This window comes from Shewanella inventionis, assembly GCF_019931735.1.
Taxonomy (GTDB): domain Bacteria; phylum Pseudomonadota; class Gammaproteobacteria; order Enterobacterales; family Shewanellaceae; genus Shewanella; species Shewanella inventionis.
Genome location: NZ_CP082926.1, coordinates 820,716 through 841,458 on the forward strand (window position 1 = coordinate 820,716; position 20,743 = coordinate 841,458).

The window sequence follows — 20,743 nt, forward strand, 5'->3', positions numbered from 1 at the left end:
AAAAACCAATGAGCCAAGAGTTTGCCCATTTATCAGTATTACTTAATGAGACCGTAGATGGTCTCAATATCCAACGTGACGGCATTTATATTGATGGCACGTTTGGTCGTGGTGGGCATTCTCGACATGTGTTGAGCCATTTGGGCGAAAACGGCCGCTTAATTGCAATCGATCGTGACCCTCAAGCCATTGAGGCTGCTAAGCAATTTGCTGATGATCCGCGGTTTCAAATTGTGCATGGTGGTTTTGGGCAATTAGCTGAATATGTTGGCGAGTTAGGATTAACCGGCAAAATTAACGGTGTGTTATTAGATTTAGGCGTGTCGTCTCCGCAGTTAGATGATGCCGAACGTGGTTTTAGCTTTTTACGTGACGGCCCATTAGATATGCGTATGGATAACAGCCAAGGTCAAACGGCTGCTCAGTGGATTGCACGCGCAGAAGTGGAAGACATGGCATGGGTATTTAAAACCTATGGTGAAGAAAAAAATGCTCGCCATATTGCCCGCTGCATTGCTGCCGATCGTGAAAAAACACCGTTTTTACGCACCAAAGAATTGGCCGATTTAATTGCACGAATTACTAAGAATAAAGAACGTAACAAGCATCCAGCAACGCGTGTGTTTCAGGCGATTCGAATTTATATCAATAGCGAGTTGGAGCAGATAGATCAGGCGCTTGAGGGGGCATTAACTGTGTTGGCTCCAGAAGGGCGCTTATCAGTGATCAGTTTTCACTCTTTAGAAGATCGCATGGTGAAACGTTTTATTCGTCGTCATAGTCAAGGCGAAAGCGTGCCACATGGATTACCTATTACAGAAGCTGAAATTAACAAGTCGCGTAAGTTAAAAGCTGTTGGTAAAGCGATGAAACCTTCAGAGGCAGAACTAGAACAAAATCCACGTGCCCGCAGCTCGGTATTAAGAGTTGCAGAGCGCTTAGATTACTAAGTTTCGAGGTTAATGTGAGCCAATCACCATTAAGTTTACCTCGCATAGTGTTGCAAGACCTTTGGCGTCATAAGTGGGTTGTTCTGCTTGGTGCGTTAGTGATGGCAAATGGGGTTGTGGTGGTTTATACCAGCCATGTCACTCGGCAATTGACTTCGCAATGGGACCAATTGCTGCAAGAGCAAGACAGGTTAGATATTGAATGGCGCAATTTATTATTAGAAGAGCAATCGCAGTCTGAACACAGCCGTGTGACGCGAATGGCGACCAAAGAACTGAATATGGCTCGGCCGCTGCCCAAAGACGAAATTATTATTCGAGTTCAGTGAGCATAGGGATTATGGCAAGACAAGCAAAACGAAAATTAAATCACGAACTGATCCCATGGCGTTTATACGTTGTGGTGGGGTTTGTGTTGTTATTATTTTGTAGTTTGATTGCTCGTGCGGCCTATATTCAGATTATTGAGCCAGACAAACTGCGTCAAGAAAGTGATATGCGTACTTTGCGCACCACCAGTAATCAAGTACAACGAGGGCTAATTACCGATCGTAATGGTGACATGCTCGCGGTGAGTGTGCCTGTGCGTGCGGTGTGGGCCGACCCTAAACATGCTCATGATCAAAATGCATTTAAAGACATGCGTCGCTGGCAAGCGTTGGCCGACGTGTTGCAAGAGCCTGTTGACGAGCTGGTTCGTAAAGTAAAGGGAAACCCTAAAAAGCGTTTTGTTTATCTAAAGCGTCAAGTCACTCCTGCCGTAGCTGATTATATTGAACAGCTTAAAATTGGCGGCATTTATCTTAAATCTGAGTCGCGTCGTTATTATCCTAGTGGCGAAATTGCCGCGCAATTAATCGGTATTACTAACATTGATGATGTGGGTATTGAGGGGATTGAAAATACTTACAACACTTGGCTAACGGGCACGCCATCTAAACAAAAGGTACGTAAATCTCGTGATGGTAATGTGGTTGAGCGTTTAGATATTGTTCAAGAAGGTGAGAGCTCTAATGACTTGGTGTTAAGTATCGATCAACGCATTCAGCAGTTGGCCTATCGTGAACTAAAGCGAGCCACTGAAATGTACCAAGCAACATCGGGTTCTGTAGTGGTGATTGATGTGCATACCGGTGAAGTATTGGCGATGGCAAATACGCCATCATATAACCCCAATGCGCGCGATAATTTACAAACACATCGTATGCGTAACCGCGCGTTAACCGACACCTTTGAACCTGGCTCAACGGTTAAGCCTTTTGTTGTGGCTGCTGCATTAGAAGCGGGCACAGTTAAAGCAAATGAGCTTATTCAAACCTCACCTGGCTGGATGCGCATTGGCGGGCGTCAAGTGCGCGACTCTAACAATTACGGTGACATGTCGTTAGCCAAAATCCTTGTTAAATCAAGTAACGTCGGTATCAGTAAATTGGCGTTGTCTATGCCTGTGCAGCAGCTGTTAGGGACTTATCAATCTATGGGGTTGGGTAACTATTCGGGCATCAATTTAACTGGAGAAAGCGCTGGGTTAATTCATGATCGTAATCGTTGGTCTGACTTTGAGCGAGCAACACTGTCGTTTGGTTACGGCTTTACAGCAACACCACTGCAAATTGCTCGCATGTATGCCACGTTAGGTAGTGGCGGTATTTTGTACCCAGTATCAATTTTAAAACTCAAACAGGCTCCTAAAGGCGAGCAAGTCATTTCAACTCAGGTTGCTCAAGATGTTATGCAAATGCTTGTAGGAGTAACCGAAGAGGGTGGCACCGCCAGAAAGGCCCACATTGACGGCTATCCTGTAGCGGGTAAAACCGGTACTAGCCGTAAGGCTGTTGCTGGTGGGTATGGCGATGATTATGTTGGTTTATTTGCTGGTGTTGCGCCGGTTCATAATCCTCGTTTAGCCATTTCGGTGGTGATAAATGAGCCAAAAGGTGACAAGTACTACGGTGGTGATGTTGCGGGGCCTGCTTTTGCCAAAATTATGTCTGGGGCATTGCAAATGCTGAACGTTGAGCCAATTTCAGAGCGTGAGGCTATTCATTTAGCTACTGCGCAAGGAGCGCAGCATAATGTTATTAAATGATTTATTAGCACCGTGGTTTCATTATGCCGGTTCAGAGTTTATTAACGACTTAACCCTCGATAGCCGCAGTGTTAAAGCTGATGGGCTATTTGTGGCATTACCTGGTTATAAGGTGGATGGGCGTCAGTTTATTCCGCAAGCGGTTGCTGCTGGTGCAGCTGCCATATTGGTACATACAGATAACCCAAGTGAGCACGGTGTTGTTGATTTACAACAATATAAAGTGCCATTGGTGCATTTTTTTCAGTTAACACGGCAACTGTCGGCTGTGGCTGCTCAGTTTTACGAAGCGCACACCCATACGCTAGCGTTAATTGGTGTAACAGGTACTAACGGTAAAACATCTGTTACGCAAATTATTGCGCAAATTGTCAATTTACTCGGCCATCAATCTGCTGTTATGGGGACATTAGGCAACGGTGTTTGGGGTAAGTTGGTCGACAGCGGTAACACCACGGCTGACGCCATAACTGTGATGAAGCAATTAGCTGAGTTTAATGCCCAAGGCGTAAAAGTATGCGCGATGGAAGTTTCTAGCCATGGCTTGGTGCAAGGACGTGTAGAAGCGGTGCCTTTTGCGACGGCTGTCTTTACCAATTTAAGCCGCGATCATCTTGATTATCATGGTGATATGGACGCTTATGCCGCAGCGAAAAAACGTTTATTTCATTTTCCTAGCGTAAAACACGGTGTGATCAACATCGACGATACAACAGGTGCTAAATGGTTTGCTGAGTTAGCTGGCCGACAAATTTATTCATTTAGTGCTCTTGGCGATACGAGTGCAGATTTTTATTGTACCAAGGTGAATTACCATGACGCGGGTGTTAGCGCGACGTTACATTATCCCGCATTAAATGGCCAAACAACATTATCAGCCCAAATCGAGTCGCCTTTGTTGGGTGCGTTTAACTTATCTAACTTAGTCGCTGCCATTGCTGCCTTGTATTTACAGGGCATGTCGATGACAGCAATGTTAGCTGTAATGCCAACTATCGTGCCAGTAGCCGGCAGAATGGAGCGTTTTTCTGCGCCAAATAAAGCCACACTGGTTGTTGATTATGCGCATACGCCAGATGCCATTGAGCAAGCGTTAAAAGCATTGCGCGTACATTGCAAAGGCACGTTATGGTGTGTGTTTGGTTGTGGTGGCGATCGTGATAAAGGCAAACGGCCGTTAATGGCACAAGCCGCTGAGCGCTATGCCGACAAAGTGATGATTACTAGCGACAATGCTCGCAGCGAAGATCCGCAAGCCATTATTGATGACATCTTACAAGGCATTAGCCAGCCACAAAAAGCGCTGACCCATGTTGACCGTATTAGTGCCATTACTCAGGTTGCAGCATTGGCACAACCTGACGATATTGTTTTACTTGCAGGTAAAGGCCATGAAACCTATCAAGAAGTTGCAGGCCAACGTATCGATTATGATGAACGCGCTTTAGCACTTGCTTTGTCTAAGGACGCATTATGATTAGCTTATCGTTAACCCAAATTACCGAGCATTTACAAGGTGCTTTAGTGGGTAATGACCAAATGATTGCCGCTGTAAGTACAGATAGCCGCAAAATAGACGGTCAGTGTTTATTTGTTGCCCTAAAGGGTGAGCGTTTTGATGGCCATGATTTTGCTAGCACCGCCATTGAGAACGGTGCAGTTGCGTTGTTGGTTGACCACGTTTTGCCATTTGATGTTGCACAAATCGTGGTAGCCGACACACAAAAAGCCATGGGCAGTATTGGGGCTTTGGTGCGTCAATTGGTTAACCCTATCAGTATTGCACTAACAGGGTCTAACGGGAAAACCAGCGTAAAAGAAATGGTGGCGACGATTTTATCGCAGCAACACCAAGTGCTTTTTACAGCGGGTAATTTTAATAATGAAATTGGTGTGCCGTTAACATTATTACGCCTAACCGAAGGTGATAAATATGGCGTGTTTGAGCTAGGCGCCAATCACAGTGGTGAAATCGATTACACTTCGTCATTAGTGCAGCCACAAGTGGCATTAGTCAACAATATTGGTAGTGCGCACTTAGAAGGTTTTGGCTCCCTTGATGGCGTGGCCAAGGCTAAGTCTGAAATATTTAATCATTTAGCTAAAAATGGCACCGCGGTTATCAATGCCGACGATAAATATGCTCCATACATGCAACAGCAATCACAGGGGCATAATCAGCTGCTTTTCTCTCGTCAAGAAGGTGTGGTGGCAGATGTGAAAGCCATTGATATCAACGCCGATCAGAATGGCTGTTACCATTTCACTTTAACGTTTAACAATCAGCACGCGAGGGTGCAATTACCGCTGGCCGGATTACATCAAGTGAGTAATGCCTTGGCCGCAGCGTCGTTGTGTTTAGCACTTGATATTCCTCTCGCTTACATTGCACAAGGCTTTGCATTACTTAAACCGGTTAAAGGGCGTATGCAACCCCATAATCTTGGGCGGATCCTATTAATTGATGATAGTTATAACGCAAATCCTTCGTCTGTCAGTGCTGCCATCAATTGGTTGCAACAACGTGAAGGTTTTCGTTGTTTAGTGCTGGGAGATTTGGGCGAATTAGGCGACAATGCTGCCCCTTTGCATGCCAGCGTTGGTTTGCAGGCGAAAAATGCAGCAATAGAAGGTTTATTTTGTTGCGGCCAACTATCTGTGCATGCCAGTGAGGCATTTGGTAGCGAGCATTTTTCAACACAAGACACATTGATAGCGGCACTACAACAGCACCTTAAAGAGGTTGAAGCTAGTATCACTATTTTAGTTAAAGGTTCTCGCAGCGCCGCGATGGAGCGGGTTGTCGACAGTTTATTAAATGCCTATGGGCGTGGGGAGTTAGTGTAGATGCTGGTTTATCTAGCCGAGTATTTAACCCAATTTTATAGCGGGTTTAACGTTTTTTCATACGTAACGTTTCGAGCTATTTTGGGCTTGTTGACTGCATTAGTGTTTAGTTTGTGGTGGGGCCCCATTTTAATTAAGCGTTTACAAATGCTGCAAATTGGCCAGGTTGTTCGCAATGATGGTCCAGAGTCGCATTTTAGTAAGCGTGGCACGCCAACCATGGGCGGTATTCTTATTCTGGCAGGCATTTTTATCAGTGTGCTGTTATGGGGTGATTTATCTAATCGTTATGTATTAGTGACACTCTTTGTTTTAGGCAGTTTTGGGGTTATCGGTTTTATTGATGACTACCGTAAAGTGGTGAAAAAAGATTCTAAAGGACTGATTGCACGCTGGAAATATGCCTTACAGTCTATTGCGGCCCTAGTGGTAGCGATATTTTTATACAGTTCTTCGACAATAAGTGGCGAGACACAGTTAGTGGTGCCGTTTTTTAAAGATGTGATGCCGCAACTCGGCTTTATGTTTATTTTGCTGGCTTACTTCACCATTGTTGGTGCGAGTAATGCGGTAAACTTAACCGATGGTTTAGATGGTTTAGCGATTATGCCTACCGTGATGGTGGCTGCTGCATTTGCGTTAATTGCGTATTTGTCTGGGCATGCGCAATTTGCCAGTTATTTGCATTTACCGCATTTACCGTTAGCGGGTGAGCTAGTGATTGTATGTACTGCAATGGTTGGTGCTGGCTTAGGCTTTTTATGGTTTAACACTTACCCAGCGCAAGTGTTCATGGGTGATGTAGGTTCATTGGCCTTAGGTGCGGCATTAGGTGTTATAGCCATTCTTGTTCGCCAAGAGATTTTGTTGGTGATAATGGGCGGTGTCTTTGTAATGGAAACCGTATCGGTGATCTTACAGGTCGGCTCATATAAATTGCGTGGCCAACGTATTTTCCGCATGGCGCCAATACACCATCATTATGAGTTAAAGGGATGGCCAGAGCCACGAGTGATTGTGCGCTTTTGGATTATTTCATTGTTTTTAGTGTTATTAGGTCTTGCGACGCTGAAACTACGCTAAGCAATTATTTAAGGTAGATATTATGCAATCTAAGTACACGCACATCGTTTTAGGCTTGGGAGCCACAGGGCTTTCGGTCGTGCGTTTTTTAGCCACCAAGGGCATTAAGCCATTAGTGATGGACAGTCGTCGTCATCCTCCAGGGGCAGAGACACTGGCACAAGAGTTTGCAGATATCGAATTAATTGCCGGTGGCTTCGATTGTCGCTATTTGGTGCAAGCAAGCCAAATTATTATTAGTCCTGGTGTACCGATTGATACCCCTGAAGTGCGCGCCGCACTAGACATGGGGATTGAAGTGATTGGCGATGTGGAGCTATTTGCTCGTGAAGTGGCCGAACGCAAGCCTTGTGTTGTTGGAATTACCGGCTCAAATGGTAAATCAACGGTGACAACATTGGTTTATGAAATGCTACGTCAGGCAGGTATGTCGGTGGCGATTGGCGGCAATATTGGTACACCGGCATTAGATTTGCTTGAGCAAGATGTAGAGTTTTATGTGCTTGAACTATCAAGTTTTCAGCTTGAAACAACGCATTCGTTAAATTGTATTGCGGCCACGTGTTTGAACATCAGTGAAGATCATATGGACCGTTACAGTGATTTAAATTCGTATCGCGAAGCTAAGTTACGTCTGTATCCGCAAAGCCGGTTTGTCATGTACAACCTAGACGATGAGTTGACGTATCCATTAGAACCAAGGAATCAAAACCATTTTAGTTTAGGTGTGCCAGAAGGCGACGCTTGGGGGCTAAGTGATGGCAAGATTTTCCATGGCGACAGTGAGATAGTGAATTTAATCGATGTCTCATTAATTGGCAGCCATAACCACGCTAATTTACTTGCTGCTATGTCGCTAGCTTATGCCTGTGGTGTAGATAAAGAATCGATGGTTGAGGTTGCAAAGCATTTTGTTGGCTTAAGCCATCGTTGTGAGTTGGTGGGTGTTAAACAAGGTGTTTCTTACATCAATGATTCTAAAGCCACGAACGTTGGGGCGACCGTCGCGGCATTAGAAGGGTTGAATGCGCATCTTGGTGATTTGTATTTAATTGCTGGCGGAGACGGTAAAGGCAGCGATTTTAGCCCGCTTGCCGAGCCTTTAGCCAATATTACTCAGCTGATAACATTAGGCCGTGATGGTCCTAAAATTGCCAAGTTAAAAGCGGATTCAATACAGGTCACTAGCATGGCAGAAGCTGTCGCTAAAGCCGCAGAGTTAGCGTCGTCGGGCGATATTGTATTGTTATCACCAGCGTGTGCAAGTTTAGATATGTATAAAAACTTTATGGCCCGTGGCGATGATTTTAAGCAATGTGTGGAGTCGTTAGCCGATGGCGAGTAACGAGCAACAACTCAACCTGTTTAAACAAGGCTTGAATTGGGCTTTACCGTCATTGTTGTCGGATAACAGCAAACCAGGAATGCCGCTGTATGACCGCAGTTTTCTTGTCGCCATTATTGGTTTGATGTGTTTTGGGTTTGTGATGGTGATGTCGGCGTCGATGCCCGAAGCCACCAAACTGACCGGCGATCCATTTTATTTTATGTATCGTCATGTGTTGTATTTGGTTGGCTGTGTTGTTATTGCATTTTTTGTGCTCAAGTTTGATGTCAGTTACTGGGAAAAAAACAGTGGCATGCTGATGTTAGGCGTACTGGTTTTACTCGTTGCCGTGTTGTTTATTGGTACCTCAGTAAATGGTGCAAAGCGTTGGTTATCTCTTGGGCCTATTCGTATTCAGGTCGCTGAAATGGCCAAGTTTGTATTTATTGTGTACATGGCAGGTTATTTGGTTCGGCGCCATGGTGAATTACGTGAAAACCGTAAGGGATTCTACAAACCGATTGGAGTATACGGCCTATTTGCTGTGTTGATTTTATTACAACCGGACTTAGGTACTGTGGTGGTGTTGTTTGTTTGCACCGTGAGTTTATTGTTTTTAGCGGGCGCCCGAATCATCGACTTTATGGCTCTTGTTCTACTGGGCGTAGTGACATTTATACTGCTGGTATTGTTTGAACCCTATCGTATGCGACGAGTCACCTCGTTTATGGATCCATGGGAAGATCCTTTTGGTAGCGGTTATCAGTTAACGCAATCATTGATGGCTTATGGTCGAGGCGATTGGTTTGGTCAAGGTCTCGGAAACAGCATTCAGAAGTTGGCATATTTGCCTGAGGCACACACCGACTTTATTTTTGCTGTCATAGGCGAAGAGCTTGGCTTTGTAGGCATCATTATGGTGCTAATTGCATTATTTTTTGTGGCTATCCGCGCGATTAGATTAGGTAATTTGTGTTTAAAGATGCAACGCCCATTTGAAAGCTATGTGGCCTATGGCGTGGGTATTTGGGTCTGCTTTCAAACGGTTGTAAATGTGGGCGCCAGTATTGGTATGTTGCCTACAAAAGGGCTTACATTGCCGTTTATTAGTTATGGTGGCAGTAGTTTATGGGTGATGACCGCTGCAGTAATGCTTTTGGTGAGAATTGATTACGAGCGTCGACTGAGTTTTGTGCAGGCCGTCTAAGGGAGAACAAATTAATGAATACTAATGTGAGTCGTTCTCCACGCATTTTGATCATGGCAGGGGGCACTGGTGGGCATGTATTTCCTGCGCTGGCAGTGGCAAAACATTTGGCTGAAAAAGGCTGGCAGGTGCGTTGGCTGGGCACTGCCGATCGGATGGAAGCGCGCTTAGTACCTCAATACGGGTTTGATATTGAGTTTATCGATATTAAAGGTGTGCGTGGCAATGGCCTGATAAGAAAATTAGCAGCGCCGTTTAAAATTGTGCGCTCAATTATACAGGCTAAAGCAGTCATTAATGATTTTAAGCCCAATGTTATTTTGGGTATGGGTGGCTTTGCAAGCGGCCCTGGTGGTGTAGCGGGTAAGCTGTCGGGTGTGCCAGTGGTATTGCATGAGCAAAATGCCATCCCTGGAATGACCAACAAATTACTGTCTAACATCGCTAAAAAAGTGTTGTGTGCATTTCCAAATACCTTTGGCAATAATGTCGCCAATGTGGAAGTGGTGGGTAACCCCATTCGCCAAGAGCTTATTGCATTAGGCGAACACGCAAAAACAGCACAAGTCGATGCGTTAAGGATATTGGTTGTTGGTGGTAGTTTAGGTGCCAAAGTGCTTAATGATGTTATGCCGTCTGTTGTGGCGCATTTAAGTAAGCATCATTCAATAACTGTGTGGCATCAGGTGGGTAAAAACAATCACACTGCCGTAAAAGCCAGTTATCAACAGTTGGGGCAATTAGACTCGGTAAATGTGGCCGAGTTTATCGACGATATGGAAGCCGCTTATCGATGGGCAGATGTAGTCGTGTGTCGCTCTGGTGCGTTAACGGTATCAGAACTTGCAGCGGTAGGGCTCCCGAGTATTTTAGTGCCTTACCCACATGCTGTTGACGACCACCAAACCGTCAACGCATCGGTACTGGTTGATGCAGGTGCAGGCTTTTTATTGCCACAATCGATTTTAAATGCAGACAATCTTGCTGAAAAATTGCAGCTGTTTGCCGAACATAGAGAAGAACTCGCCCAGATGGGCCGTAAAGCAAGAGGCGTTGCAGTGTTAGATGCTACTCAACGTGTAGCAGATATTTGTGCCTCAGTTGCAACAAAGGGTTGAAATGACAAAAACAGAAAGATACGCACAACTTCGTAGCATGATCCCTGAAATGAGACGGATCAAGCGCATTCATTTTGTTGGCATCGGTGGTGCTGGCATGGGCGGTATTGCCGAAGTGTTAGTCAATGAAGGCTATCAAATCAGTGGTTCAGACATTGCGGTTAATAGCGTGACTGAACGACTACATAGCTTAGGTGCAAAAATTATTATTGGCCATCAGGCCCAGAGTGTTGAAAATGTTGATGTTGTGGTGGTTTCTACCGCAATTAACCAGCAAAACCCTGAGATTGTTGCGGCAAAAGAGCTACGCATTCCAATCGTTCGCCGTGCTGAAATGCTAGCTGAGTTGATGCGTTATCGTCATGGCGTAGCCATTGCTGGGACTCATGGTAAAACCACAACCACCAGTTTAATTGCCAGTGTATATGGTCAAGCTGAACGCGATCCAACATTTGTGATTGGCGGGCTACTAAACAGTGCAGGCACCAATGCTCGTTTAGGCACTAGCCGTTATTTGATTGCAGAAGCAGATGAAAGTGATGCCAGCTTTTTGCATTTACAGCCCATGGTCAGTGTGATCACCAATATTGAAGCTGATCACATGGATACTTATGGTGGTGACTTTGAAAAGTTAAAAACCACCTTTGTCGACTTTTTACACAACTTACCGTTTTACGGTGTTGCCGTGATGTGTATTGACGATGGTGTTATCCGTGACATTATGCCGCGTATTGGTCGTCAAGTTGTCACGTATGGTTTTAGTGAAGACGCTGATGTGCAAGCAATTAACTTTGCTCAAAACGGTCATCAGTCAAGTTTTACAGTAAAGCGCCATGCAAAAGATGATTTAGATATTGTACTTAATTTACCAGGGCAACATAACGTACTCAATGCATTAGCTGCAATTGCCGTAGCCACTGAAGACGACATTGACGACGAAGCAATTGTACAAGCATTAGCTGAGTTTGAAGGCATTGGTCGCCGCTTCCAGCATTTAGGAGAATTTGCCACTCCTAATGGTAATGTCATGTTAGTTGATGATTATGGTCACCACCCAAGTGAAGTGCTAGCAACAATTAAAGCAGCCCGTGCAGGTTGGCCAGATAAGCGCTTAGTGATGGCGTATCAGCCGCATCGTTACAGCCGAACACGCGATTTATATGAAGACTTTGTTGATGTGTTATCACAAGTTGATTGCTTACTGCTTCTTGATGTTTACGCCGCGGGTGAAGCCCCAATTCCTGGCGCTGATGGGCGGGCATTATGTCGCTCAATTCGTTTACGCGGTCAGATAGATCCCATTTTTGTGGCTAGCCCAGAGCAACTTGCAGCGGTATTGCCGGATGTATTGCAGCAAGGTGACTTATTTTTAACCCAGGGTGCAGGCAATATCGGAGCATTATCAAAAGAATTAGCGCTCAGTGAACTAGGCTTTAAAACCCAGCAAGAAGAACAAGGAAATGATTGATTTTCAACCAATTTTCATGGGTGGAAATCATGCTTTAATCATTAGGGATTGGTCGATATAATGGCCGATCTTTTGGGGCAGCACCCAGAACTATGTCAGAGGCGGATGTAAGGTGTCGTGGAGCGATAAAGGGCGCCAATTAAAACAGAATCTAGCACGTGTAAATTGGTATTTTTGCACCGGCTTGCTGTTTTTACTATGTGTGCTGGGCACAGTTTTTTGGGCTGGAATGCAGCTCCATACCCTGCTTAATGACGCAGATGCTCTGCCTATTGAAGCAGTTGCCATTAAGGGTGAGCGGATTTACACCACTGATGAAGAGATTAAAAATGCGCTGCAATCGTTAATGCAAAGTAGCTTTTTTAGCGCAGATGTTGTTGAAGTACAAAAAGCATTAGAAGCGCTGCCGTGGGTTTATCATGCTTCTGTAAGGCGAGAATGGCCTGCAAAATTTAAGGTCACTTTGCAAGAGCAGCAAGCAATAGCGCATTGGAATAATAGCGCATGGTTGAATGTGAATGGTGAAGTCTTTAATGCACAAGCCCATGCGCAGCACGAAAATTTGCCAATGCTATCTGGCCCGGAAGGAACAGAACAAGAAGTATTAACCAGTTTTCAGCAGTTAAATGATTTACTGACGATAAACGGATTTACCCTCGTTAATTTACGATTAAGTCCCCGCTATGCCTGGCATGCAGTATTAGCCAACGGGATTGAAATTGAGTTAGGGCGAGAAGATAAAATGTCACGGATACAGCGCTTTATTAACGTGTATCCTACTTTGAAGCAAAGTAATAAACCAGTTGCAACCGTTGATTTGCGTTACGATACCGGGTTTGCAGTAGGCTGGGGTGATTCAAAACAGAGAGTCGACAATAAATGACCAAAAATCAGGAAAGAAACCTCATCGTGGGGCTAGATATAGGGACATCCAAGGTCGCAGTGATCATTGGTGAAGTATTACCTGATGGTGAGATTAGTGTCATTGGTTTAGGTAACCACCCGTCACGCGGTATGGATAAAGGCGGTGTTAACGATCTCGACTCTATTGTGCGCAGTGTTCAACGAGCGTTAGATCAGGCAGAGTTAATGGCAGACTGCCAAGTGTCGTCTGTGTATTTAAGCATTTCGGGTAAGCATATTGCTTGCCAAAACGAAAACGGCATGGTGTCCATTAACGACGAAGAAGTCACACAAGAAGACGTAGATAATGTAATCCATACCGCTCGCTCGGTAAAAATACCGACAGAGCGTCGTATTTTACACGTGCTACCACAAGAATACTCAATTGATGTTCAAGATGGCATTAGAAGCCCAATTGGTATGTCGGGCATGCGTATGGAAGCCAAAGCACACATTGTGACCTGTGCTAACGATATGGCAAAGAACATCACTAAAAGCGTTGAGCGTTGTGGTTTAAAAGTCGACGACTTAGTCTTTTCTGGGATAGCGTCAGCTGACTCGGTATTGACCAATGACGAGAAAGATTTAGGCGTATGCATTGTCGATATTGGTGGTGGAACAACCGATATTGCTGTATATACCAACGGCGCGTTACGACATTGTGCAGTGATCCCGGTGGCTGGTAACCAAGTCACCAGTGACATCGCTAAAATTTTTAGAACACCGTTAACACATGCAGAGCAAATTAAAGTGCAATTTGCCAGTGCAAGAAGCTCAACGGTCAGTCGTGAAGACAGCATCGAGGTTCCGTCAGTAGGCGGTCGCCCTTCACGCAGTATGTCAAGACATACATTGGCCGAGGTCGTAGAGCCAAGATATCAAGAATTGTTTGAGCTTGTGCTCAAGCAGCTGCAAGATAGTGGATTAGAAGACCAAATTGCAGCAGGCATAGTACTCACCGGAGGTACGTCCTCCATATCAGGTGCAGTTGACATTGCCGAGGCAACATTTGGTATGCCAGTTCGTGTGGCATCGCCGTTGCCAGTTAAAGGATTGTACGAATATGTGGATCAACCTATTTACTCAACAGGAATAGGCTTGCTTCATTATGGCGCAAGGCGAGTTATCGAACGTCAGTTTGAACGACCTGAGCGTCAAGGGGTTACCAGCTTTTTGAATCGGGTCAAAAGTTGGTTTAAGGGTGAATTTTAATAACGCAGACATACGGAGATCAGACAATGTTTGAGATCATGGATACTCATTCAGACGAAGCGGTGATTAAGGTCATCGGCGTCGGTGGCGGCGGCGGTAATGCTGTCGAACATATGGTAAAACACAGCATCGAAGGTGTTGAATTTATCGTCACAAATACAGATGCTCAAGCATTACGTAAATCAGGTGCGGGTTCAACAATCCAGCTTGGTCGTGATGTGACTAAAGGCCTTGGTGCTGGCGCTAATCCAGACGTGGGTCGTCAAGCAGCTGAAGAAGATCGCGAAAATATTCGCGCAGCCATTAAAGGCTCAGACATGATCTTTATCGCAGCCGGCATGGGCGGTGGTACCGGTACTGGTGCCGCTCCTGTTGTGGCAGAAATTGCTCGCGAAGAAGGTATTTTGACTGTTGCGGTTGTGACCAAGCCTTTTCCTTTTGAAGGTAAAAAGCGTATGGCCTACGCAGAACTTGGTATAGCCGAATTAGCAAAGCATGTTGATTCACTCATTACCATTCCAAACGAAAAGCTACTGAAAGTACTTGGCCGTGGCACATCATTACTTGATGCATTTGCTGCTGCTAACAACGTGCTATTAGGCGCAGTTCAAGGTATTGCAGAGCTCATCACTCGCCCAGGTCTAATCAACGTCGATTTCGCCGACGTGAAAACCGTTATGTCTGAAATGGGTAATGCCATGATGGGTACCGGTGTTGCCACAGGTGATGACCGTGCAGAAGAAGCTGCAGAAGCCGCTGTTGCCAGTCCATTGCTTGAAGATATTGATCTAGCGGGTGCGCGCGGCGTATTGGTTAACATTACTGCAGGTATGGATATCAGTATCGAAGAGCTAGAAACTGTGGGTAACCATGTTAAAGCTTACGCATCAGATAACGCAACGGTTGTTGTCGGTGCAGTGATCGATCCAGAGATGAGCGATGAGTTACGTGTAACGGTCGTTGCTACAGGTATTGGCGCAGAGAAAAAGCCGGACATTCAATTAGTGTCTAAGCCAGTTGCGCGTCCAGAGCCAGTTGCGATTGAGCCTCGTCCAGAGCCAGTTGAAGAAGTGATTCCTCAAACTAGCTATGCGACGCCAAAAGGCAATGCGGTTCCACAGCAACAACCTTCTCAACGTCCAGATGCTGATTATCTTGATATTCCAGCATTCTTACGTAAGCAGGCTGACTAACACTCGGATAAAACGTGATGTTTTTGCGTGATTAATGAGTACGCTGTTGTAAAAGAGATTATTTTGCAAGCCGGTTCACGGATTTGCTACTGGGTTAGTGATTTTTTTGTGAAAATCTAAACTTATGGTAGCATGTCATACCAGCTCTGCATGATGGTCTTAGGCTGTTTTTGCAACTATTTGTTTAATATTGATATTTACGGGTAACTGAATGATTTTTCAAAGAACTGTTCAAAAAATGGTGAAGAGCACTGGTGTTGGATTACATTCCGGCAATAAAGTGACTCTATGCATTATGCCCGCACCAGTAAACACCGGGATTGTACTTAAGCGTACCGACCTAAGCCCTGCTGTGTCTATTCCAGCAAAGGCTGATATGGTTCGTGAAACGACTATGTGTACAGCTCTAGTGAATGATGCCGGTATTAGAATATCAACTATTGAGCACTTATTTGCTGCACTAGCCGGCTTAGGCATCGATAATGCGATTATCGAAGTCGATGCACCAGAAATCCCGATTATGGATGGCAGTGCTAGCCCGTTCGTGTTCTTACTGCAAAGTGCAGGGATCAAAGAACAAGCGGCGCCTAAAAAATATTTGAAAATTACCAAACCTGTGCGTGTTGAAGACGGCGACAAATGGGCCGAACTAAAACCTTTTAAAGGCTTTAGAGTCAATTTTAAAATTGACTTTGCTCACCCAGAAATTGCCCGTAGCCAACAACATATGGTGATGGACTTTTCTACATCAGCGTTTGTAAAAGACATTAGTCGTGCCAGAACATTTGGTTTTATGCGTGATATTGAATACCTACGTGCAAATAACCTTGCGCTAGGTGGCAGCATGGAAAATGCCGTTGTACTTGACGAATATCGTGTATTAAACCCTGATGGTCTGCGTTATGAAGACGAATTCGTTAAGCACAAAATTCTAGATGCATTTGGTGATTTGTATGTGGCAGGTCACGCAATTGTGGGCGAATTTGTTGCTTATAAAACCGGTCATGCGTTAAACAACCAACTTGTTCGAGCATTACTTGCCCAGCAAGATGCTTGGGAATTAGTAAGCTTCGACAAAGAAGCCGATGTCCCCGTCAGCTTTATGGTTCCGGGTGCGTTAGCACACGCTTAATGGTTAAGATTGCCTATTACGGCTGGCTAATGCAGCCAGCCGTTTTAGTTTTTCACCTAGTGTACCGTCGACATGTTCAGCTAATGCCTCAATATGTTGAGCTGCAGTATCACTAATCCTGTTTTGATTGGTGTTAACTTGCGGCTTAGATAATGCAAGCCCAGGATTGACTTTTACCTCAATAGCGGTAAGCATCGGAAGCGTGTCAATTTGGAGCTGTTGTAATAGCTTCTGCTTTTGAAAATTTATTCTTGCAGCCCATGCTGCTGATGTAGTTTCAATAACAAGAACACCCTGGCGGAGATTAGCCACTTTAAGCTGCTCAGCCACAGGACCATTCAATGTCTGTTTTACATACTGATTCAGATTGTTTAATAGTTCTGCTTTCTCGGCAAGTTCAGGTAGTCGCCCTGACACATGAACTAAGTTGCTGAGATCTTGAGGGGGCTTTTTCATATGATAATAAGATGGCTGAATTAGGCTATGAGTGTAACAGTTTTTATTCAAGGTCGAAATGGCGTAACGCGTTGGCAACCAAGCAAACGATGGTTACTTCTACCTATTATTCTGATGGCCACCGGCACAGGAATATATCAATACAACACAGACCGCTTTGCAAGCCAACAAGCTAAAGTTGACGAAAATAAACAACTACGTGAACTGCAAACGCAACAAGTGATTGAACTCAAAACCGCCACCGAAACCCAATTAGCAGCCCTTGTTGCTCATGTGGCAAAGATGCAAGCCAAAATTACCCGACTTGAAGCCCTCGGCCAGCAAGTTGCACAGAATAACCTCCTTGATGATCAATTCGATTTCTCTGCAGAAGTCGGCATCGGTGGGTTAAGTGAAATAGGTAATGGCGTCGAATTAAGCCAGCTTATTGATGAAATGAATAAGCTAGCCTCCAGAATTGATAATAATAATGTTCAGTTATCCCTACTTGAAACAGTAGCATCTAATCTCCATATAGATGAAGAACGTTATATATCAGGGCGACCAATCGAGAAAGGTTGGTTATCTTCGCCCTATGGTTTACGAAATGACCCTTTTACAGGCCGACGAACAATGCATAAAGGCATTGATTTTGCTGGCAAAGAAGGGGCAGATGTTACTGCGACTGCAGCAGGCGTTGTAACATGGTCAGGAAACATGCTTGGCTATGGCGAGTTAGTCGAAATTGATCATGGTAATGGTCTTCGCACTCGTTATGGTCATAATAAATCTCTGTCAGTAAACGTAGGTGACGTCGTTGCCAAAGGCGATAAAATTGCCAGTATGGGAAGCACAGGTCGTTCAACCGGCCCCCATGTGCATTACGAAGTGTTGCGTGGTAAACAGCAAATAGATCCACAAAAGTACGTCTACCGCAAAGCAAGTTAATAAAATTAACGGTTAATGCGCTCAAATGAGCCAAACCTACAACAGATAAGTGATAAAGATGTTAGGCAAACTACTGACAAAAGTATTCGGAAGTCGCAACGACCGTACCCTGAAAAGTCTCGGAAAAATTGTAAACCAAATTAATGCATTAGAAGCTGATTACGAAAAGTTATCAAATGACGAATTAAAAGCGAAAACCGATGAGTTTCGCAAGCGTCTCGATAGCGGTGAAACCCTAGACGACATCATGGCAGAAGCCTTTGCAGTCGTTCGTGAAGCCTCAAAGCGTGTATTTGAAATGCGTCATTTCGACGTACAGTTACTCGGTGGTATGGTTTTAGACAGTAACCGTATCGCAGAAATGAGAACCGGTGAGGGTAAAACCTTAACAGCAACATTACCTGCATATCTTAACGGCTTAACAGGCAAAGGTGTGCATGTTATTACCGTCAACGATTACCTAGCCCGTCGTGACGCCGAAAACAACCGCCCATTATTTGAATTCTTAGGTCTAACGGTTGGTATTAACGTTGCCGGCCTTGGCCAGTTTGAGAAGAAAGAAGCGTACAACGCCGATATCACCTACGGTACCAATAACGAATTTGGTTTTGACTACCTTCGTGACAACATGGCATTTTCACCACAAGAACGTGTTCAGCGTCCACTGCACTATGCATTGATTGACGAAGTCGATTCAATCTTAATCGACGAAGCACGTACACCATTAATTATTTCTGGTGCAGCTGAAGATAGCTCAGAGCTTTACACAAAAATTAACTTACTTATCCCAAGCTTAATTCGTCAAGATAAAGAAGACACCGAAGACGAAGTTGGTGAAGGTGATTACAGTATTGATGAAAAAGGTAAACAGGTACATTTAACCGAGCGTGGCCAGGAAAAGGTCGAGCTGCTTCTTATTGAAAAAGGCATGTTAGCAGAAGGCGATTCACTTTACTCTGCGACAAACATTTCTTTATTACACCATGTTAATGCGGCATTACGTGCACACACCTTATTCGAAAAAGACGTTGACTATATAGTACAAGACAACGAGGTGATTATCGTTGATGAACATACAGGTCGTACTATGCCTGGTCGCCGTTGGTCTGAAGGGTTGCATCAAGCCGTAGAAGCCAAAGAAGGTGTTCATATTCAAAATGAAAACCAAACTTTAGCCTCTATTACCTTCCAGAACTACTTCCGTCAGTATGAAAAACTAGCGGGTATGACAGGTACCGCCGATACTGAAGCGTTTGAATTCCAGCATATTTATGGTCTCGATACTGTAGTTGTTCCAACAAACCGGCCTATGGTCCGTAATGATATGGCCGACTTGGTTTATCTAACCGCGTCAGAAAAATATGCCGCAATCATTAAAGATATCCAAGGTTGTCGCGAGCGTGGTCAGCCTGTACTTGTGGGTACAGTGTCAATTGAACAATCTGAGCTTTTAGCTTCTTTACTTAAAAAAGCCAAAATACCTCATAGTGTATTGAATGCTAAGTTTCATGAAAAAGAAGCAGAAATCGTGGCGCAAGCCGGTCGTGTTGGGGCAGTAACCATTGCAACCAACATGGCAGGTCGTGGTACCGATATCGTGTTAGGTGGTAACTGGAAGGTTGAAATCGAAAACCTTGCTAACCCAACTGACGAGCAAATTGCTAAAATTCGCAGTGACTGGAAAATTCAGCATGACAAAGTAATCGAAGCCGGTGGTTTACATATTCTTGGTACTGAACGTCACGAGTCTCGCCGTATCGACAACCAGCTTCGTGGTCGTTCAGGTCGTCAAGGTGATGCCGGTTCTTCACGTTTCTACTTATCCATGGAAGACAGCTTAATGCGCATCTTCGCATCAGACCGTGTATCGGGCATGATGAAAAAGCTAGGTATGGAAGAAGGTGAAGCGATTGAGCATCCATGGGTTTCCCGCGCAATTGAAAATGCACAACGTAAAGTAGAAGCTCGTAACTTCGATATTCGTAAGCAACTACTTGAATATGACGATGTGGCAAACGACCAACGCCAAGTTGTCTATGCTCAGCGTAACGAGCTAATGGATGCCGACAGTATTGAAGACACCATCAAAAATATCGAGCAAGATGTAATCGCAGGTGTGATTGACCAATACATCCCGCCACAATCATTAGAAGAGTTGTGGGATATTCCTGGTTTGGAGCAACGTCTAAGTAATGAATTTAATCTCAAATTAACGATTCAAGAATGGTTAGATAAAGAAGAAGACCTACACGAAGAAACGTTGCGTGAACGGATCATGAATTCATGGACACAAGCTTACCAAGTTAAAGAGCAAATGGTCGGTTCGCAAGTACTGCGTCAATTTGAAAAAGCAGTCATGCTTCAAACCTTAGATGGCTTATGGAAAGAACATTTAGCAGCAATGGATCATTTACGCCAAGGTATCCATTTACGTGGCTATGCCCAAAAAAATCCTAAGCAAGAATATAAGCGCGAATCATTTGAGTTATTTCAGCAAATGCTCGAGTCATTAAAAAATGATGTCATTAGCATATTGTCGAAAGTACAAGTGCAAGCACAATCTGATGTTGACGAAATGGAACAACGTCGCCGTGAAGAAGAAGCTAAAATTCAACACGCTTATCAACATGCAGCAGTAGAGTCATTAACAGACACTGGCGATCAAACACCAGAAGTACCTAAAACTGTCATTCGTAATGGCGATAAAATTGGCCGTAATGATCCATGTCCATGTGGTTCAGGTCAAAAATACAAACAGTGTCATGGTAAACTAAGTTAATTTATCAAATCCACTTAATTATAAAGGCAGCGTATATACGCTGCCTTTATGG

Annotated in this window: 17 protein-coding genes; 16 read left to right on the forward strand and 1 reads right to left on the reverse strand. The window is 44.5% G+C overall.

The genetic code is table 11. From position 1 onward, the window contains the following. Positions 1–8 precede the first annotated feature (8 nt). The 14 genes from rsmH to lpxC all read left to right on the forward strand — a co-directional run bounded on the left by rsmH (position 9) and on the right by lpxC (position 16,529). Complete coding sequence (rsmH, locus tag K8B83_RS03870; RefSeq protein WP_188740338.1) at positions 9–950, forward strand: 16S rRNA (cytosine(1402)-N(4))-methyltransferase RsmH; 942 nt, start codon at positions 9–11, stop codon at positions 948–950. 14 nt (positions 951–964) lie between these two features. Next, entirely contained in the window at positions 965–1,279 is a 315-nt protein-coding gene (gene ftsL / locus K8B83_RS03875; protein ID WP_188740337.1) for a cell division protein FtsL, read from the forward strand. 11 nt (positions 1,280–1,290) lie between these two features. After that, positions 1,291–3,039: a penicillin-binding transpeptidase domain-containing protein gene (locus K8B83_RS03880; protein WP_188740336.1), complete on the forward strand. Its 1,749-nt coding sequence runs from the start codon at positions 1,291–1,293 to the stop codon at positions 3,037–3,039. Next, on the forward strand, positions 3,023–4,516 hold the full coding sequence (gene murE, locus K8B83_RS03885; protein ID WP_223420000.1) for a UDP-N-acetylmuramoyl-L-alanyl-D-glutamate--2,6-diaminopimelate ligase: 1,494 nt from the start codon (positions 3,023–3,025) through the stop codon (positions 4,514–4,516). The genes K8B83_RS03880 and murE overlap by 17 nt, the downstream gene beginning before the upstream one ends. After that, positions 4,513–5,886: a UDP-N-acetylmuramoyl-tripeptide--D-alanyl-D-alanine ligase gene (locus K8B83_RS03890; RefSeq protein ID WP_223419182.1), complete on the forward strand. Its 1,374-nt coding sequence runs from the start codon at positions 4,513–4,515 to the stop codon at positions 5,884–5,886. Before murE ends, K8B83_RS03890 begins: the two co-directional genes overlap by 4 nt. Next, positions 5,887–6,969, forward strand: a complete 1,083-nt coding sequence (gene mraY, locus K8B83_RS03895) for a phospho-N-acetylmuramoyl-pentapeptide-transferase (protein WP_188740334.1) — start codon at positions 5,887–5,889, stop codon at positions 6,967–6,969. Between the two features lie 22 nt (positions 6,970–6,991). Then, entirely contained in the window at positions 6,992–8,314 is a 1,323-nt protein-coding gene (gene murD, locus K8B83_RS03900; protein WP_223419184.1) for a UDP-N-acetylmuramoyl-L-alanine--D-glutamate ligase, read from the forward strand. Further along, positions 8,304–9,503 carry a cell division protein FtsW gene (gene ftsW, locus K8B83_RS03905; protein WP_188740332.1) on the forward strand — a complete coding sequence of 400 codons (1,200 nt, stop codon included), beginning with the start codon at positions 8,304–8,306 and terminating at the stop codon, positions 9,501–9,503. The genes murD and ftsW overlap by 11 nt, the downstream gene beginning before the upstream one ends. A gap of 14 nt (positions 9,504–9,517) precedes the next feature. Continuing rightward, on the forward strand, positions 9,518–10,621 hold the full coding sequence (gene murG, locus K8B83_RS03910) for an undecaprenyldiphospho-muramoylpentapeptide beta-N-acetylglucosaminyltransferase (protein WP_223419186.1): 1,104 nt from the start codon (positions 9,518–9,520) through the stop codon (positions 10,619–10,621). Between the two features lies 1 nt (position 10,622). After that, the gene (murC, locus tag K8B83_RS03915) at positions 10,623–12,089 is read left to right on the forward strand and encodes a UDP-N-acetylmuramate--L-alanine ligase (RefSeq protein ID WP_188740330.1); all 1,467 of its coding nucleotides are present in this window, start codon (positions 10,623–10,625) and stop codon (positions 12,087–12,089) included. A 229-nt stretch (positions 12,090–12,318) separates the two neighbouring features. Continuing rightward, positions 12,319–12,972, forward strand: coding sequence for a cell division protein FtsQ/DivIB (locus K8B83_RS03920; RefSeq protein WP_283104417.1), 654 nt, complete (start codon positions 12,319–12,321; stop codon positions 12,970–12,972). Next, the gene (gene ftsA / locus K8B83_RS03925) at positions 12,969–14,204 is read left to right on the forward strand and encodes a cell division protein FtsA (protein WP_188740328.1); all 1,236 of its coding nucleotides are present in this window, start codon (positions 12,969–12,971) and stop codon (positions 14,202–14,204) included. The genes K8B83_RS03920 and ftsA overlap by 4 nt, the downstream gene beginning before the upstream one ends. Positions 14,205–14,230: 26 nt before the next feature. Further along, entirely contained in the window at positions 14,231–15,397 is a 1,167-nt protein-coding gene (gene ftsZ, locus K8B83_RS03930; RefSeq protein WP_188740327.1) for a cell division protein FtsZ, read from the forward strand. A 211-nt stretch (positions 15,398–15,608) separates the two neighbouring features. After that, positions 15,609–16,529 carry a UDP-3-O-acyl-N-acetylglucosamine deacetylase gene (gene lpxC / locus K8B83_RS03935; protein WP_188740326.1) on the forward strand — a complete coding sequence of 307 codons (921 nt, stop codon included), beginning with the start codon at positions 15,609–15,611 and terminating at the stop codon, positions 16,527–16,529. Between the two features lie 3 nt (positions 16,530–16,532). On the opposite strand, the gene K8B83_RS03940 is transcribed toward lpxC, so the two are convergent. Next, the gene (locus K8B83_RS03940; RefSeq protein WP_188740325.1) at positions 16,533–16,985 is read right to left on the reverse strand and encodes a DUF721 domain-containing protein; all 453 of its coding nucleotides are present in this window, start codon (positions 16,983–16,985) and stop codon (positions 16,533–16,535) included. Between the two features lie 27 nt (positions 16,986–17,012). On the opposite strand from K8B83_RS03940, the gene K8B83_RS03945 reads away from it, so the two are divergent. Both K8B83_RS03945 and secA read left to right on the forward strand, forming a co-directional pair. After that, positions 17,013–17,912: a M23 family metallopeptidase gene (locus tag K8B83_RS03945; RefSeq protein WP_188740324.1), complete on the forward strand. Its 900-nt coding sequence runs from the start codon at positions 17,013–17,015 to the stop codon at positions 17,910–17,912. Positions 17,913–17,970: 58 nt separating this feature from the next. Continuing rightward, entirely contained in the window at positions 17,971–20,691 is a 2,721-nt protein-coding gene (gene secA / locus K8B83_RS03950; RefSeq protein ID WP_223419187.1) for a preprotein translocase subunit SecA, read from the forward strand. Positions 20,692–20,743: the final 52 nt, after the last annotated feature.